13 protein-coding genes are annotated in these 17,764 nt (G+C 50.9%); 12 read left to right on the forward strand and 1 reads right to left on the reverse strand.

Going from position 1 to position 17,764, the window contains the following annotated elements; translation table 11 throughout:
- The first annotated feature begins 12 nt into the window (after window positions 1-12).
- The 11 genes from BGX14_RS11885 (at window position 13) to BGX14_RS11940 (ending at window position 12,999) form a co-directional block, all read left to right on the forward strand.
- Window positions 13-2,490, forward strand: coding sequence for an InlB B-repeat-containing protein (locus tag BGX14_RS11885; RefSeq protein WP_095880001.1), 2,478 nt, complete (start codon window positions 13-15; stop codon window positions 2,488-2,490).
- A 46-nt stretch (window positions 2,491-2,536) separates the two neighbouring features.
- Window positions 2,537-2,941: a hypothetical protein gene (locus BGX14_RS11890; protein WP_073303032.1), complete on the forward strand. Its 405-nt coding sequence runs from the start codon at window positions 2,537-2,539 to the stop codon at window positions 2,939-2,941.
- 476 nt (window positions 2,942-3,417) lie between these two features.
- The gene (gene aroE, locus BGX14_RS11895) at window positions 3,418-4,290 is read left to right on the forward strand and encodes a shikimate dehydrogenase (protein WP_073303030.1); all 873 of its coding nucleotides are present in this window, start codon (window positions 3,418-3,420) and stop codon (window positions 4,288-4,290) included.
- Window positions 4,290-5,921 carry a 3-dehydroquinate synthase gene (aroB, locus tag BGX14_RS11900; RefSeq protein ID WP_233126538.1) on the forward strand — a complete coding sequence of 544 codons (1,632 nt, stop codon included), beginning with the start codon at window positions 4,290-4,292 and terminating at the stop codon, window positions 5,919-5,921. The genes aroE and aroB overlap by 1 nt, the downstream gene beginning before the upstream one ends.
- Complete coding sequence (locus tag BGX14_RS11905) at window positions 5,918-6,883, forward strand: GDP-mannose 4,6-dehydratase (RefSeq protein ID WP_073303028.1); 966 nt, start codon at window positions 5,918-5,920, stop codon at window positions 6,881-6,883. Before aroB ends, BGX14_RS11905 begins: the two co-directional genes overlap by 4 nt.
- Before the next feature lie 755 nt (window positions 6,884-7,638).
- Window positions 7,639-7,845, forward strand: a complete 207-nt coding sequence (locus BGX14_RS11915; RefSeq protein ID WP_073303128.1) for a hypothetical protein — start codon at window positions 7,639-7,641, stop codon at window positions 7,843-7,845.
- A gap of 35 nt (window positions 7,846-7,880) precedes the next feature.
- Window positions 7,881-8,381 carry a hypothetical protein gene (locus BGX14_RS11920; protein ID WP_143394235.1) on the forward strand — a complete coding sequence of 167 codons (501 nt, stop codon included), beginning with the start codon at window positions 7,881-7,883 and terminating at the stop codon, window positions 8,379-8,381.
- Between the two features lie 32 nt (window positions 8,382-8,413).
- Window positions 8,414-9,844 carry a hypothetical protein gene (locus BGX14_RS11925; RefSeq protein ID WP_095880004.1) on the forward strand — a complete coding sequence of 477 codons (1,431 nt, stop codon included), beginning with the start codon at window positions 8,414-8,416 and terminating at the stop codon, window positions 9,842-9,844.
- Between the two features lie 6 nt (window positions 9,845-9,850).
- Window positions 9,851-10,609 carry a hypothetical protein gene (locus BGX14_RS11930; RefSeq protein ID WP_095880005.1) on the forward strand — a complete coding sequence of 253 codons (759 nt, stop codon included), beginning with the start codon at window positions 9,851-9,853 and terminating at the stop codon, window positions 10,607-10,609.
- A 96-nt stretch (window positions 10,610-10,705) separates the two neighbouring features.
- Complete coding sequence (ffh, locus tag BGX14_RS11935; RefSeq protein ID WP_233126539.1) at window positions 10,706-12,067, forward strand: signal recognition particle protein; 1,362 nt, start codon at window positions 10,706-10,708, stop codon at window positions 12,065-12,067.
- 71 nt (window positions 12,068-12,138) lie between these two features.
- Window positions 12,139-12,999: a DUF3078 domain-containing protein gene (locus BGX14_RS11940; RefSeq protein WP_233126540.1), complete on the forward strand. Its 861-nt coding sequence runs from the start codon at window positions 12,139-12,141 to the stop codon at window positions 12,997-12,999.
- Window positions 13,000-13,084: 85 nt separating this feature from the next.
- Here BGX14_RS11940 and BGX14_RS11945 read toward each other — a convergent pair whose 3' ends face one another.
- The gene (locus BGX14_RS11945; protein ID WP_073303017.1) at window positions 13,085-13,498 is read right to left on the reverse strand and encodes an EamA family transporter; all 414 of its coding nucleotides are present in this window, start codon (window positions 13,496-13,498) and stop codon (window positions 13,085-13,087) included.
- A gap of 229 nt (window positions 13,499-13,727) precedes the next feature.
- Here BGX14_RS11945 and purL point away from each other — a divergent pair, with 229 nt between their 5' ends.
- Complete coding sequence (gene purL, locus BGX14_RS11950; RefSeq protein WP_095880006.1) at window positions 13,728-17,591, forward strand: phosphoribosylformylglycinamidine synthase; 3,864 nt, start codon at window positions 13,728-13,730, stop codon at window positions 17,589-17,591.
- Window positions 17,592-17,764 lie beyond the last annotated feature (173 nt).

Below are 17,764 nucleotides of genomic sequence, written 5' to 3' on the forward strand. Positions count from 1 at the left end.
GGAGACAACATCATGCAAAAACTTAAAACCCTTTTCCTGCAACTAGCTCTGTTCGCCTCCTTCAGTTTCGGGGCGGCGTGGACGGGTTCCAACAGCGAGCCGGAAAACATGAAAAAGATAGACGGCAAGAGCTTTTACGTGATTACCACGCCGGAGGAACTTGCCTGGATTGCGGCGCAGGTGAATAACGGCAACAACGCCATTAACGCCGTGCTTGCCAACGACATTGTGTTTGGCGCTAACACCTCGACCGTCAATACGACAAGTGCCTGGACGCCTATCGGGAAAGATTCCACCCATACCTTCAAGGGAATTTTGGATGGCGCTGGTTTTTCGATTTATGGAGTTTACACAAAAGGAAGCAACTATGGCGGCTTGGTAGGTGTTTTGGCGAAAGAAGGCGTTGTGCGGAATGTGAATATGAAAAAGGCTTCCATTAACGCCTTAAACTATGCCGGTGGTCTGGTGGCATATAATTTCGGCACGGTGAGCGGCTGCACGAACAGCGGAAGCGTCTCCTCCAACTACTCCTACTCAGGCGGCATCGCGGGATACAACACTGGCACAGTGAGCAACTGCACGAACAGCGGAAGCATCTCCGCCTCCTCCAAGTACTCAGGCGGCATCGCGGGATACAATAGCGGATCTTCGGCCATCATTCGGAATTCCTATTCCGTGGCTACTTCACTCAGTACTACATACGCACTCCGCGGCGGCCTTGTCGGTGAAAATAAAAGTTCCGCCCAAGTCATCAACTGCTATTACGACTCGGATAAACTCACCGGCCTTAGCGCCATCGGTAGCAATTCGGCGACCGCCACCAATGCCACCGGCTTGACCACCGCCAATATGCAGCGCGACCAGTTCGCCTGGATTCTGAACACCACCAACGGCACTGAGGCGAACAGCAAAACTTGGAGCCGGAACGGCGGCTATCCGATTTTTGCGAACGCAAGCAATTTGCCTATCTATAAAGTCATATTCAACGACGACGGCACTACCTCCAACCGCTATACCAATTACCAAGGGCTTGTCACCTTCCCCAGCGACCCGGAACCCGCCGAGGGCTATATGTTCAGCGGCTGGTTCAACAGCAGCAACGTCAAGGTCAAATCCTCCACGGTCTTTTCCGCCGACCAGACCGTAAACGCCGTCTATATCGAAGCGTCCAATGTCTATTTCGCCGTCCGCTTCTTCAACGCCGACACGACCCTTCTCGATTCGCAGTCCGTGCAATATGGCAAAACTCCCGCCTATGCGGGCACGCCCACCCTCCCCAGCACCGCGGAGTTCTCTTACGCCTTCGCCGGCTGGCACGTGGAACCCACCGCCGCCACCGAGGACTTCGACTATTACGCCACTTACACGCAGACGACCAACTCCTACACAGTCACGTTCCTGGATTATGACGGCACTAAGTTGCAGGAATCCTCCTACCTCTACGGCGCGACTCCGGGCTATGCGAAAACGCCCACCCGCGCTTCGACGGTCGCCTACGACTACACTTTCGCCGGCTGGAATCCCGCCGTGGTCAAGGTCGTCGCCAATGCGGAATACAAAGCGATTTACGATTCGACTCTTGTGAAATACACGGTCACGTTCATGAACGGTTCGGAAGTGTTCGCCACGCAGCAGGTCGCCTACGGCACCGCCGCCACGGCTCCCGATCCGGCTCCTACCCGGAATGGTTACAAGTTCATCGGTTGGACGCCGAGCTTTGCGAAAATCGTGAGTGACCTGACCGTTTCCGCGCTTTTCGAGGAGCTGATTCTGCGCTCGATTTTCATCTACGGCGATTCGGGGGAAATCCTCGATACGGCGAAAGTGGTAGAGGACGAAAAATTCGTCCTCCCCGAAGCCCCGCAAAAGGATGGTTACGAATTTGTGGGCTGGTATGACGGCGACGGCAACAAGCTGGGAATGCCCGGCGACACGATTACCGTCACGGGCGATTTGAAGATTACCGCGAAGTATGAGGAAATCAAGCTCTCTTCCAGCTCCGCGAACTCCAGTTCTTCCGTAGCACAAAGTTCTTCGAGTGCAATCGCTTCCAGCTCCTCGGCGATGCAGAGTTCTTCGAGCATGATCGCTTCCAGTTCTTCCGTATCATCGAGTTCGTTCGGCATTATGTCATCCAGCTCGGCGGTTGTGCAATCCAGCTCTTCGGCGGTGCAGAGTTCTTCGAGCGTGATTGCATCCAGCTCCTCGGAAGCTCCTAGTTCTTCGAGCGGAGTGTCGAGTTCTTCCAGTTCCGAAGATCCGGATGCTCTCCACTTTAGCGCGCATCCCCGCTTCAATCTCCACGTTCAAAACCGCACTCTCCAAATCCAGAACGCCCGCATCGGCTCCGCCTTTGCAGTACTCGATTTGCAAGGCCGCGTGCTGCGTCGCGGTGTGGTGAACTCCCCGGAATTTTCCATAGAATTGCAGAACGCTGGCGCATACATCGTCCGCATAGATTCTCAAGTCCAGAAAATCCGTGTGAAATAAGAAACAGAAACGCTATAAAATACTGGAGATATTAAGGTATATTGTAGTGGACCTGCCCAACTTCGTGAAGGAGCGCGGCGAGCTGTCCGGTCCCGAATCCCGGGAGGACCTTTGGCTCTACCTCCTCACCCACGCCGGCGAAAGGGGAAACGTCCGGGACTTCGGCGACCCCCTGGCCAGCGGCGCATTGGAACGTATCCGCGTGGGTTCGGCGCAGGACGAACTGTTGAAGGAGCAGGCGAAGGAAATGGTGACTCAGGACGAAATCGATGTGCGCATCGCCGACGGCGTTCTGCGGGGACGCGAGGAAGGACGCGCTGAAGGCTCCCTGTCTGCAAAACGGGAAATCGCCACGGCGATGCTGCGAGAAAACTTGCTGACCGAAGCCGAGATTGCCAGACATTTCGGCCTATCCCTTGCGGAAATCGAAGCGCTCAAGAGAACGCTCTAGTTTCGGATGGCGGGTTATGAAGACTGCCAAGCGAAAAATTAAGGTAGGCGTTGATCAGTTCTCAGTTACCAGTTGTTAGTCTGCTTTGACTAGTTTGACAACCGGTCCCTGCCCTTCGGCAGGCTCAGGATCCGCTGGTTGGTGAGCTTGTCGAACTAGTCGAACTAGCTGAAGGGCACAAACCAAGGTTCAGCAGCTGCTTTGCTAACTTCTCGAATCACGGAGACTCAGGAGACCGCCGTCCCTCTTTGTTCTCTCCAAGACCTTTTTCGCCTATTTCGTTGGGTTTTATATGTTGAATGTAAAGCGGCTAGAATCCGCTTTCCTTATATCTACTTCAACTCTCAACTCCCCGCTGACCTTTGACCACGCCCCACAAATTATTATTTAGGATTATTGCGCCGTATTTTGAAGCGTCCCCATTTTCGATTCCTATTTTCGTGTTCATCGGACATTTTTTCAATTATATTTAAAATGTGAAAAAAATAGATGGACGTACTCAACTGCTCGCCATCTTCGGAAACCCTGTCGGTCATAGCAAGTCGCCTTGTATGCATAATGCGGTTTTTGAAAAGCTGGGCATCAATGCGGCGTATGTACCGCTTTCTCCGGAGCCTTCCGAGTTAGGATTGGCCATTCAAGGTTTCCGCGCCATGAAGTTTTTGGGCGCCAACGTAACGATTCCCTTTAAAGAAAAGGTCGGAACTTTTTTGGACGGCGTTTCGGAAATTTCCCGGTTTACGGGGAGCGTGAACACGCTTTATTGGGAAAATGGAATTGTCGGCGGCAGGCTTTTGGGCACGACGACGGATCCTTACGGGGCACTTTGCGATTTGGAAGAACACGGAATCCATTTGAAAGGTCTGCGTGTGGCGATTCTTGGAAATGGCGGTGCGGCTCGGGCGATTGCGTTCGCCATGCTTTCGGAAGGCATTGCCGGTTTGACAATCGTCGCTCGAAGCAAAGAACGTGGTGCGGAACTTGCCGATGCGCTTTCTTCCGCGTTTCCGCAAAAAGCGGTCGGGCATATTTTATTTGGCGAGTTTGGAAAGATTCGTGAAGACGTGGATTTGGTGCTGAATGCGACGAGCGTAGGTATGGTTCCGAACGAGGGGCTTTCTCCGCTGGCGAAAGAAATGCTTTCCCCCCGCTTCGCAGTGTGCGACATCGTTTATAATCCGAAAGAAACTCGGCTTTTGCGGGAAGCGAAAGCGGCGGGTTGCAAAACAATCGGAGGCAGTGCCATGCTGGTGTATCAGGGCGCGAAAAGTTTCGAATTCTGGTTTCCGGGGAAAAAGGCCGACGTAAAAACGATGAAAGCGGCTGTGGATTTTGTGGAGGAAATGTGATGTTTGCTTTGAAGAAAACGATTTATTTTACCGGTTTTATGGCGAGCGGAAAAAGCCGCATTGGCAGGAGCATTGCCGAACGCTTGCATGCGACTTTTGTGGATACGGACGCGCTGATTGTTGAACGTCAAGGGAAAAGCATTTCAGAAATTTTTGAAGAAGAGGGCGAAGCGGCTTTCCGAAAAATGGAATTGCAGGTCATTCGAGAAATCGCCGAAGATATGACGCCGAAAGTTGTGGCGTTGGGAGGCGGCACGCTGACGCAGCCATCCGTTGTTTCCCTGATTCGTCAGACAGGCTTGATTGTGCGGCTGTGGGCGAAACCGGAAGTCCTTTCGGAACGGATTGGGCGCAAGGACACGCGTCCGCTGATGTCGGGGCTTTCTCCCGAAGAACGCCTGGAAAAAATCAAGAAGATGCTTGCGGAAAGGGAACCGCATTATGCCTTGGCCGATTTTAGCGTGGAAAGTACGAACGATTCCGAGGAAGTGGTGATTGCCGCCGTTCTTCGCGGACTGAAATTCTGGGGAACGCGAGCCGTTTATGTAGAACCTTCCGGCGGTTCGCATTATCCGATTTTTATTGGCCACCGGCTGATTTCGCAGTTTTCGACTCTCCTTTCCGGTCTGCGTTTGGCTCCGAAGGATTCCTTTCTGGTTTGTACGGATACGACGATTGCCAAAGCGCAGTCCCGCAATTTGGGGATGCTGAAGCACGAAGCGGGGGATTGCCCGGCGTTCAAGTTTCGGGCCGGCGAGATATTCAAGAATTTATCCAGCCTGAATCAACTCTACACGTTTATGCTGCGTCGCCGTTATAGCCGCAAGTCGTGCTTGCTCCAGTTCTCGGGCGGCGTCGTCGGCGATATGGCGGGTTTTGCCGCGGCGACTTATCAACGCGGAATCGATTTTGTGCAAATCCCGACCACGCTGCTCTCGATGGTCGATAGCTCTGTCGGCGGCAAGGTGGCGGTGAACCACCCCGAAGGCAAAAATATGATCGGCGCGTTTTACCAGCCCAAAGCGGTCGTGTGCGACCTGGACGTTCTCCAGACCCTTCCGCCTTCGGAATATCTGGCGGGGCTTGCCGAAGTACTCAAATACGGCGTTATTTACGACGAGAAATTTTTCGCTTATCTCGAAGAAAATGTGCAGAAAATTCTTGCGCGGGATTCCGAAGCCTTGACGCATATTGTGCGGCGCAGCTGCGAAATCAAGGCGGAAGTCGTCGGCATTGACGAAAAGGAACAAGGACTTCGGGCGATTCTCAATTACGGGCACACCTTTGGACACGCGATTGAAAACTTGCACCACTATGAATTTTCGCATGGAATCGGCGTGAGCTTGGGTATGCGGGTGGCGGCACGTCTCGCTGTTTTGCGCCGTATGATTTCCAAAGAGGAAGAGGATCGGCAGACGGCTCTTTTGGACGCTTTTGGATTTCCCAAAACGGTGGACGGCGTTCAGGCGGATGCGGCCTGGAATGCGATGGCCATCGATAAGAAAGTCGAAAAGAACAATCGGGTGTATATTCTCCCGGTGAAAATCGGCGAGGTGAAAAAAGTTGCCAATGTCGAAGAATCGCTGGTGAAAGAAGCTTGGAAAGCGGTATTGCCGGAGGTTAGCGGATGAGTATTTTGGTCACGGGCGGAACGGGAGCTCTGGGATTTCACATTCTGACATCGGTCACGAGAAACGGCGAAAAACTTTACAGCTTTAGCGACGAGCAGCCGCAGCCGTGGCAAAAAGTTTCCGATGTGAATTACCGGACGGGAGATTTGCTGAATTACAAGGATTTGGCTTCGGTCATCAAAGAAGCGAATCCGCGGGCGATTTACCATTTGGCGAGCCAGTCCAGCGTGGGGCTTTCTTACAAGAAGCCTTACGAAACCCTCAGCACGAATTTGCTGGGAACGCAGAATTTGCTGGAAGCCGCACGGCAGATTGTGCCGGAAGCCAAAATACTGCTTTTGAGTTCCAGCGAAGTTTATGGGCGTTCTTCGGAAACACTTCTGACGACTTTGCACAAGGAGTCCGATCGCCCGAATCCGCTGACTTCTTATGCGACATCCAAGGCTTGCATGGAACTTTTGGGGAATCAGTTCGCCAATGCTTATGGAATGCACATTGTGATGATTCGCCCGTTTTATTTTACGGGACCGCATCATAGCCGTCGGTTTTTGATTCCGTCGATTGCGAGCCAGTTGGTGAAAATCAAAAAATACGGGGCCGAACCGATTATTTATTCGGGCAGTCTGGATGTGAGCCGAGATGTCTTGGACGTGCGGGACGTGGCTCGCGGTTTGATTCAGGTGCTGCAAGCGGGCAAGGCGGGGGAGATTTACAATATCTGTTCTGGAAAATCCTACACATTCCGGGAATTGACAGAAACGTTGCTCGAAATTGCCGATGTCGATGTGGATTTTTGTTTTGATCCGGCAAAGGAACGCTCTTTGGATATTCCTCTTTTGATTGGCGACCCCCAAAAAATTATGGATTTGGGCTGGAAACCGATGATTACGATTGAAGACTGCCTGCAGGATTTGTACAATGAAATGGTCGTCCGCCTGAAAATGGAAAGGGCGATGAAGTAAAAAGCAATGGATTGAGGGGAAATGCGCGGGGGAGTCGACTCGTGTGTGAATGCGTGTATTCGCTTTATCGAAAAAGGTGGAATTTTTGGCGAAATGGAAACGCAAAAAGAAAATTTCGTCCGGTCATGTAGAAGTCTTTTGCGCGAAAACTGACCACTGACGACTGACTTTTTGCCACTCGCAAAGGCATCGATTTGAAAATTTTCGGGAATTATATACGATCTTCCACCAAATACTCTCAATTAAAAATTTTTTCAAAGTGTGAACATCTTTTTCGCAAAGTGGAACTCTTTTTTTTCAATACAGGAATTTCTTTTTCACAAGGAAAATTTCTTCTCGCAGACTGCGAGGAGCTCGCTTGCGCAGCGGGCGGAAGGGATAAGGGGGCTTCAGAGTTGCGAAGGCCAGCCCCCTTTTCCCTTCACCCTATCCCCCGCCACGCTTGGCGGTGGGAAGTTTTGGTTTTGTGGGGTGGAATAAGATGTGTTACGTCGCGAGAGGGGAAACTCGGTTATCAGTTATCAGTTCCGACTCCCAACTCCCAACTCCCAACTACCTCCTCCTGCTCACTAGTCGCTAACCATGGTTCGACAACCGGTTGCTGAGCCTGTCGAAGCACACCAACCAAGCAAATCGAGGTGGAATTTTATATATAAATCCCAAATTTTCCGGTCAAAGTTCACAATATGGCAAAAAACACTTGACGATGTATGTTTTTTTTTACATTGAAGAAAGCGAAAATGCAGGAGATTCTCATGAAAAAATTTTCCTTTCTCGTCCTTTGTATTGTGACTTGCCTTGTGCTTTCGGGCTGTGCCGTCGGCTGGCATAAACAGGGCGTCAGCGAGTATGAAACCGAAAATGCCCTTGCCCAGTGCGAATACGAAGCGGGCAAAGATCACGTAGAACGCGGCGACTTTGTTTCCAACTGCATGAAGCGTCAGGGTTTTCGATGGTATTGATTTTTTAGCACTAAAAATATTGTCGGGAGATGGAAATGAACAAGGCTTTTCAACTCGTTTTCTTTTGTGCAATGCTGATGTTCGCCTCGTGTGCAACTGTCCGGACGGACAGCAGCGAGCGTGAAGTCACTTACCATAATCGAACAAATATTGTGAATTACGGAGCGGAACACGCCGAAATCATTGGCCCCGTTTTATGGGAAGAGAACGCGAACTGTTCCAAAATTTCATTTTTGGCATTCGCCATTTCGAGAAATCCGAATATCGACGATATCATTAACATTGTGATGGAGGAGCACAAAAATACGACGACCCGATCGGTGCGTTGCAAATATTCCGGCCTTGCTGTGAGCTATGAAACCTTAAGTGTTGAAGAAGCTACCAAATGGCATGATATCGGGGATTCCGCTTTGTTCGTGAAGGATAAGGGTACAGGAAAAGAGCAAAAAGTGGAGACTCCGATTGGGGCGTATATATGGGCGGGAATTGCTTCGGTTGCAGCGACGGTTTTCATTATTTTGTTTGTAAACGATTAGCGTTTCATTAGGTTTTTCGTAGAAGTAGCTTTATGAATTTTCGATTTTGCATTCCGATTTTTTTCGCGGCACCACTGTTTGCCGGTGAAATGTGTGCCACCCTTTGCACTACCTGTTCTGCAAATCCGATGGATTCGGTATGCAGCGGAATAGATTCTTTGTGCTATTGCAGCGACGTTCTCGATAGCATTCGGCAAGTGGAAATTCGGGAAGCCCGAGCTAGGGAATTTGCTGTGGCAAAGCTCTCGAAAGGGATGGACCTCCTGTGTCGCCGAAAATTCTGTTCGCTAGACTTGCAATTCTGCGGAGATTCCCTTGTCAAAATTCAAACGGCGAAGACCCCGCTGCGCATAAAATCCAAGGCGCACAACGACTCTACAAAAATCGAGGAACCCGAGGAGCCGCTTTTAACGCAGACCAAGGAATGTCGGAACTTTTGCCGCCTTTGCCCGGAAGAAAAGCGGAATGATTCGAATTGCGTCCAGATTGAAAACATCTGCGGTTGCCAGGCATTTGCTGAACAAACGGAACGCCTTGCTCAAAAGGCCAAAGCGGATAGCCTTCAAAAGCTGGAAGGATGGATTGCACGAAACCGAAACATCAAAGCTTCGGCGGACTCCGTCCTCAAATTTCAAAAGGAAAGCGGCGACTCTCTTTTTATGGTAACGTTCGCGACCAAGGATTTCCAAATTCTGGACATTCGTAAAACCGAAATTTCCTCCCCGAAACCGCCACAAGATACGGTGACGAGTCGGGCGATTGTCGCTCTTCAGGATAGTGCACCTGACTCTAGCGGTATTTTGAAGGAAAGCACCGTTTCCCATTTCGACACGGTCGGAACGAATGGGGTTCCCCAGACGGAAATGCGGATTTTTTACCAGGGAATTTCAATCGAGTTTCAGACCGATTTCGACAACTACGAAATAATCAACCCTTCGATAGGCTATTTGGCGCGCTGGTATTTTTATTCCAACGGTTCCTTCCAGACGGGGCTGAACTCCGCCTACACATACGCGAATCTTGAAGAAGAACGGGACTATTACGACTACAACTATGGCAACCTCTATTCCTTCGATGTGGATTTCGAATACACATACCACAAAATTTCAGTGGAAATTCCGCTGCTTTTGCGGCTGGGAATCCCGCTTGGAAGTGTTTTCGACGTTTTCGTCAGTCTGGATGTCCACGTTGTAAAGCCCATCTACAGCTGGATTGATGCTTACGGAGAGCATTTCGGGAACCACGAAGGTACATACGTTTGGTCGGAAGAAAGTACATCTAGCAACAGGGCTTTTGGGTGGAACCATTGGGAATTCATGTTTTATTTCGGTTTCGGCATCAATATTTCGAGGCACGTTTCCCTTCAGGGGCAGTGTCTGATAGAGTCCGCGGAAACATCGAACAGCCTGGGTCCCATCGACAACGAAGGCATCTGGCGATTCAGCATGGACTTCGCCTTTTAAGGAGGAATGATGCGACTTCTATTTTTATCCTTTTTTGCGCTTTTCCTTTTCGCCTGCACTACCGAATCCCCCTTCGAATCCGTACAGGAAGATATTGAAGACGAAATCTCTTGGGACATTGACCGGGATGTCGAACTCTACAAATCGAGTTCCAGCTACCAGAGCGAATCGGAGAAATGCAGACTCGGTACTTCCGCTTATTCGGATTCCTGGTGCTGCTATAATTACGGTTACCAGTGCTACACGTATTCTTCTTCTTCCAGCTACCAGAGCGAATCGGAAAAATGCAGACTCGGTACTTCCGCTTATTCGGATTCCTATTGCTGCTCCACTTACGGCTATCAGTGCAAAAGCTATCTGGAATCGTCAAAAAGCATGAAGTTCTGCCTGACATATTTTGAAACCGAAAACAATTGGGATGGCTTGGGCGTTGGCGACCCGGAAATTTCCTTTACCATTTACGCCATAACTTCTGCCGGGCAATCCTCGACGATTTATACGGGAAAGTTGCTGGATAAAGATAATACGAAATTTTGGAGCGGAAATTCTTGTACGACAAAAACAATCCCCGCTTTGACCCAAACGATAAAAGTATGTCCAACAGTCATAGATGAAGACGTGTCTTCCGACGGCGACGACAATTACAGTTCGAGAATGTGTTACAGCGTTTCCAGTATCGGCTATCTGAAAGACTATGACGAGCAAGAGCAGAGCGATTACTGGAATTCCGATTGCACGGTAAAATGGGAATGGTATTTGTATTGACGGGCTGCAAGCAGTTTCCATTTACAACTCTCAACTTCCAACTCCTGACTTCTCATTTCTAAAAATGAGCCGAAATTTCCTATATTTTCGCCCACTATGATGTTTTCGCAATTGACAGAATCTCTGGAATCGACCCTTAAGAACCTGCGTGGGCAGGGCACTCTTTCCGAAGAAAACGTGGCGGATTCGCTGCGGGAAGTCCGTCGGGCATTTTTGGAAGCGGACGTGAGCTTCAATGTGACCCGCGATTTTGTAAAAGCGGTCAAAGAAAAGGCGATGGGCAGGGAAGTGCTGACTTCGGTGACGCCGGGGCAGCAGATTGTGAAAATCATCCACGATGAGCTGGTGCAGGTGATGGGCGGCGATACGCGGGAACTCGCGCTTTCGGGAAAACCGCCCGTGGGCATTATGATGGTCGGTCTGCAAGGTTCGGGAAAGACGACCTTCGCCGCCAAAATTTCGCTCTACTTGCGAAGCAAGCGCAAAAAGAAACCGCTCCTGGTCGCCGCCGACGTTTACCGCCCGGCTGCCATCAAGCAGTTGCAGGTTCTCGGAAAATCCATTGGCATTCCCGTTTATGACGAGGGCGAAGGCAATCCGGTCGAAATTATCAAGCACGGTTACGAATACGCCGAACAGAACGGCTTTGACGTGGTGATTTACGATACGGCGGGCCGTTTGCAAATCGACGAGAAGTTGATGCAGGAGCTGGAACAGGCGCGTGAAGCGGTGCACCCGGAAGAAATCCTGTTCGTAGCCGATGCGATGATCGGTCAGGAAGCGGTGAACGTCGCACAGACATTCTTTGACCGGTTGAATTTTACCGGGGTCTGCCTTTCCAAGATGGACGGTGATGCTCGGGGCGGTGCGGCTCTTTCGATTAAAAGAAGTACGGGAGTTCCGATTTGCTTTATCGGTGTGGGCGAAAAACCGAACGAAATAGACCTGTTCCATCCGGATCGCATGGCGAGTCGGATTCTCGGCATGGGCGACGTCGTTTCTCTAGTGGAAAAAGCGCAGTCGGTGATTGACGAACGGGACGCGAAGGATTTGAAAAAGAAGATCCTGAACAACACTTTCGACTTGGACGATTTTTTGCGCCAGCTGCGCACGATTAAAAAATTGGGTCGCATCAAGGATATTCTGGGGCTGATTCCGGGATTGAACAAGCTCCCGCTGGACAAGATCAATGAAAAGGAAATGGTCTATGTCGAGGCGATTCTCAGTTCGATGACGGAAAAGGAAAGAAAACACCCGAATATTATCAATGGCAGCCGCAAAGCGCGTATCGCCAAAGGCTCGGGAACGGACGCCGCCCGGGTCAATCAGGTGCTGCGCCAGTTTGAAGAGATGAAGGAAATGTTCAAAAAAATCGGTTCGTTCGCCCGAAAGCAAAACGGAGGCAATCCGGTCGGGTCGAATTACACCCCGCCGAAAAAGAAAAAAAAGAAGCGTTGAATTTGAACTAGGTCACATTCAGAAATTTTTTTCTCTTTACGGAAAACAGGATAGGAGTTAATTTTGGAAATATGATGAAAATGACAAAATTTTTGACACTTGCCGCAACTCTTTTTGCCGCATCTTCTTTTGCGGAAGACGGTATGTTCTCCGATGCTCTTCCGAAAAATTGGAATGCCGACGTGCTCGCTTCTGCACAGTTTACGCGCCAACATTACAGCAACTGGAACAATGGGGCCGACGGGGTGAACACGAACGTCTGGATCCTGAAATACGATGCCGACGTAATCGGCCATTTTTCGCATTTCGACTGGCGTTCCGTGGTGAAACTGGAATGGGGACAGACCTATATGAAAGGCTTGGGAACCCGCAAGTCCAACGACAAGATTTTTATTGAAACGACGGTCGCTGAAAACGATTTCAAACCGTTTGAACCTTATGCGGGCCTTCGTTTTGAATCCCAGTTCGCCAAGAGCTACACCTATACGGATTCGACAAAAACGCCAATTTCCTGCTTTATGGATCCGGGCTACTTTACGCAGATGTTGGGTGTTTCGTTTGCCCCGAATGACAACTTTAGACAGAGTATCGCCTTTGCGAATCGGATGACCATTTCGGACGGTTACGGCTGGGCCGACGATGCCGATACGAAAAAGATTGAAACTTTCAAGGACGAACCGGGTTTGGAAAGCGTGACGGAATACAAAGTCGCCCTTTCCTCTTTGGCTTCTTTCAAAACTCGCCTGTGGGCTTTCGTGAATTTCAAGGGTGTTGATGAAATCGATGGCAAGTGGGAAAACCGTTTGGACGTAACGATTGCTCCGCTTATCGTTTTGAGCGTTGGCGTGGATGTGGCTTATGACAAGGACATTGATGAAGATACGCAATATCGCGATGCGGTGACCCTTGGCATTACATGGCGCTGGTTCTAAGAAACGGAATAGATGGATTCAAAAAATGAAGGTTTTGCGCCTTCATTTTTTTTGTACTTCCTGAGGTGAATGCGGAGGCAAAATGTTAAAGAATCATCAGGAATGTTCCGGCTCCAAGTAGCACGAGCCCACAAACGGCGCGGGCGTTCAGCGGTTCCCCCAGAAAAAAGAAAGCAAACAAAACGGACAGGATGATGCTCGCTTTATCGATGGGAACAACTTTGGAAACCTCTCCCAGTTGGAGCGCTTTATAGAAGAATAACCAGGATGCGCCTGTGGCTAGCCCCGATAGGATGAGAAAAAGGAAACTACGGTAGGAAATGCTGGAAATTCCGGAATGCGCGCGTGTCAAAAAGACGATTCCCCAGGAAAGGAATAGCACAATGGTGGTCCGGATGGCGGTTGCCAAATGGGAATTGACATTTTCAATGCCAATTTTTGCCAGGATGGAAGTCAGAGCCGCAAAAACAGCGGAAAGAATTGCATAGAGTAGCCACATAAAAATCTCTGCAAAACGGATAAAAAATAATGGGAACAAAAATAATAAAAATGGAAAAGCTGCATTTTGCCGCCCTTCGACTAGTTCGACAAGTGGCTGCTGAGTTTGTCGAAGCATTTGCCTAAGCCATTTTTAGAGAGACCTTGCTTTTTGTGAGTACTCGCTAGCTCTCTTGTCTAAAATTTCTATTTTTGGATTCCGAAATTCACCTTTAGCGCAAGGTATTTTTATGATGATTCTTCGTGGTTCTCCGGCCCTTTCGGCCTTCCGCATTCAAAAGCTTTTTTCCGATTTTCAGCAGGACGCTCTTCCTGTCAAGGGAATCTATGCGGAATTTATCCATGTCGTCGATTTGGAAAAGGAACTTTCCGCCGAAAAAAAGGAAACCCTTGAAAAAATCCTGACTTACGGTCCGTCGATGGAAGCCCGGAATCCGGAGGGCACTCTTTTTGTGGTGGCTCCCCGTCCAGGAACGATTAGCCCGTGGAGTTCCAAGGCGACGGATATCGCCCACATTTGCGGCCTTGCGGAGGTCAAGCGCATTGAACGCGCGGTCGCTTATTACATCGATTTTAATGGCGGGGTCACGGCGGAAGTTTCTCAAAAGGTGAAAGCGGCGATTCACGACCGCATGACGCAGAAAGTGCTCGCTTCCTTCGACCAGTTGGGAGTCCTCTTTATGCACGAGGAACCCAAGAAGCTGGTGGAAATTCCGATTCTTACAGAAGGCAGGGACGCTCTCGCTCGCGCGGACAAGGAAATGGGGCTCGCCCTTTCGGAACCGGAAAAGGATTATCTGATAAGCAGTTTCAAGGCTCTCCATCGTAATCCGACGGATGTGGAGCTTTACATGTTTGCCGAGATGAATTCCGAACATTGCCGCCACAAGGTTTTCGGGGCGGAGTGGACGATTGATGGCGAAAAGAAGGATCTTTCGCTCTTCCAGATGATTCAGAATACCTACAAGCTGCATTCGACGAATATCCTTTCGGCCTATAAGGACAATGCGGCGGTGATGGATGGTGCCGCGAAAGCGGGCCGCTATTATGCGAACCCCAAGACGAACAAGTACGAGTGGCACGAAGAACCGATTCCCGTGCTGATGAAAGTGGAAACGCATAACCACCCGACGGCGATTTCTCCGTTTCCGGGAGCGGCCACGGGAAGTGGCGGCGAAATTCGGGACGAAGGCGCGACAGGGCGCGGATCTAAGCCGAAGGCGGGTCTTACGGGCTACAGCGTTTCAAATTTGAAAATTCCGGGATATGTGCAGCCGTGGGAAAAGGATTTTGGAAAGCCTTCCCGCATAGCGTCTCCGCTGGACATTATGATTGAAGGGCCTCTGGGCGGTGCTGCGTTCAACAATGAATTTGGCCGTCCGAATATTCTGGGTTACTTCCGCACGTTCGAAGAGGAAGTGCCATCGGCAAAGGGCAAAGAGGTGCGCGGCTACCACAAGCCGATTATGCTGGCTGGCGGGCTTGGGAATATCAAGCAGGAATTTATTGCGAAAGGACGCATCCAGCCGGGCGACGCTCTGATTGCTTTGGGCGGCCCTGCCATGTTGATTGGTCTTGGCGGCGGTGCGGCGAGTTCCGTGACGAGCGGGAGCGGCAACGAGGATTTGGATTTTGCGAGCGTGCAGCGCGGAAACCCCGAAATGCAGCGGCGTTGCCAGGAAGTCATCGATCGTTGCTGGGCATTGGAAAAAGAAAATCCGATTGCCTTTATTCACGATGTGGGCGCGGGTGGACTTTCCAACGCTTTCCCGGAGCTTGTTCATGATGGCAATGTGGGCGGCAAATTTGAACTGCGCAAAGTTCCCAATGACGAGCCGGGCATGAGCCCGTATGAAATTTGGAGTAACGAATCGCAGGAACGTTATGTGATTGCCGTTCCGCAGGACAAGCTCCCGATTTTTGACGAAATCTGCAAGCGCGAGCGCTGCCCATATTCCGTGGTGGGAACTGCCGTGGAAGAGAACCACTTGACTCTTTCCGATTCGCATTTTGGAAACACGCCGGTGGATATGCCGCTCAACGTGCTTCTTGGAAAGCCGCCGCGCATGATTCGCGACAATCATTCGGTCAAGCGTCCGCTTTCGTCGGAGCCGGTGCTGAAGAATCGTTCGGTAAAAGAAATTGCCGAACGGGTGCTGGCGAATCCGAGCGTTGCTGACAAGACATTCCTGATTACGATTGGCGACCGCTCCGTTACGGGCATGATTGCTCGGGATCAGATGGTAGGCCCGTGGCAGGTTCCCGTTGCCGATGTGGCCGTGACGACGGCGACTCTGGATTCTTATGAAGGCGAAGCGATGAGCATTGGCGAACGCGCCCCGCTGGCGTTGATTTCTCCGGCAGCGAGCGCGCGGATGGCGGTAGCGGAAGCGATAACGAATATGGCTGCCGCAAGCATTGCCGACATGGGTCGCATCAATTTGTCCGCAAACTGGATGGCTTCCCCGAATTACGAGGGCGACGGTGCGGATCTTTACGAAGCGGTCAAGGCGATTGGCATGGAACTTTGCCCGGAATTAGGCATTACGATTCCCGTCGGCAAGGATTCGATGAGCATGAGCACGGTTTGGGAAAACGAAAGTGGAAAGCACAACGTGACGGCTCCGATTTCGGTGGTCATCAGTGCGTTTGCTCCCGTTGCTGACGCCCGCATAACGCTGACGCCGGTCCTTTTGAAACGTCCGTCCCGCTTGCTGTTGGTGGATCTTGCTCGCGGTAAAAATCGCATGGGCGCGTCCATTGCTGCGCAGGTCTTCTGCGAATTGGGCAATGCCGCTCCCGATGTGGAAAATGCCAAGGAACTTCGCGCATTCTTTGAAACCATCCAGAATTTGAACAAGAGCGGAAAGATTCTCGCTTACCATGATAAGAGCGATGGCGGACTTTTCGTGACGGCTCTGGAAATGGCGTTTGCGGGACATACCGGTGTCACTCTGGATATTCCGGCGCTTTGCGGCAACGCTGTGGAAATCCTTTTTAACGAGGAACTCGGTGCGGTTCTGCAAGTTGCTGACGAAAATGTCGAAGAGATCAAGGCGGCGTTTGCTGCTGCGGGACTTGGCGAGTGCGTCTCGGACATCGGTACGCTGAACGATTCTTACGAATTCATCGTCGGCGATTACAAGGTCGGCATTTCGGAACTTCGCGCTATTTGGAGCGACACGACGCATCGCATTGCCGCTCTCCGCGATAATCCGGCTTGCGCCGAAAGCGAATACCAGCTGAAGCTCGAAAAGGACGACCCGGGCATTACGCCGAAAGTCACTTTCGATATGCAGATGAAAAAGGATTATGCCAGCCGCCCGAAAATGGCAGTGCTCCGCGAACAGGGGGTGAATGGCGAAGTGGAAATGGCGGCGGCGTTTGATCGTGCCGGATTTGAATCCATCGACGTTCATATGACGGACATCCTTTCCGGACGCGTTTCTTTGGCGGACTTCCAAGGACTGGTCGCTTGCGGTGGATTTAGCTATGGCGACGTTCTCGGTGCAGGCGAAGGCTGGGCAAAGAGCATTCTCTTTAACGAAAAGGCCCGCAAGGAATTTGAAAACTTCTTCCATCGCAAGGACACTTTTACTTTGGGAGTTTGCAACGGCTGCCAGATGGTTTCCAATTTGAAGGATCTGATCCCGGGCGCGGAACATTGGCCGCGTTTTGTACAGAACCTTTCGGAGCGTTTTGAAGCCCGCTTTGTGAGCCTCAAGGTCGAGGATACGCCGTCCATTCTTTTGAAGGGCATGGCCGGATCGGTGCTGCCGATTGCGGTGGCGCATGGGGAAGGCCGCGCGGAATTTGCCAGCCGTCAAGACGCGGAGACCTGCGTCGCTTCTGGGCTTGTCAGTCTTCGTTATGTCGATGGCAATCATCAGTACACGGAACGTTATCCGTTGAATCCGAATGGTTCGCCTTTTGGCATTACGGGGCTTACGAGCAAGGACGGTCGCGCGCTGATTATGATGCCGCATCCCGAACGCGTGTTCCGCACGGTTCAATACAGCTGGCATCCAGCGGATTGGGGCGAAGACGGTCCTTGGATGAAACTCTTCCGCAATGCTCGCGAGTTTGTGGGATAGAGGAAGAGTCTCTCATTTGAATTTTTGAAGAAGCGGCGCCCTGCCGCTTTTTCTATTTCCGAATTTTGAAGTTTCACTCGGACACCCAAGACGGGGCGTATAATTGGCGCAGCAATCTTTGATTGCAGAGACCGTGGAGCCCCCTTCCCCAAAAAACAGGGAGATTTCAAAAA

It is taken from the genome of Fibrobacter sp. UWS1 (genome assembly GCF_002300445.1).
Lineage (GTDB): Bacteria > Fibrobacterota > Fibrobacteria > Fibrobacterales > Fibrobacteraceae > Hallerella > Hallerella intestinalis.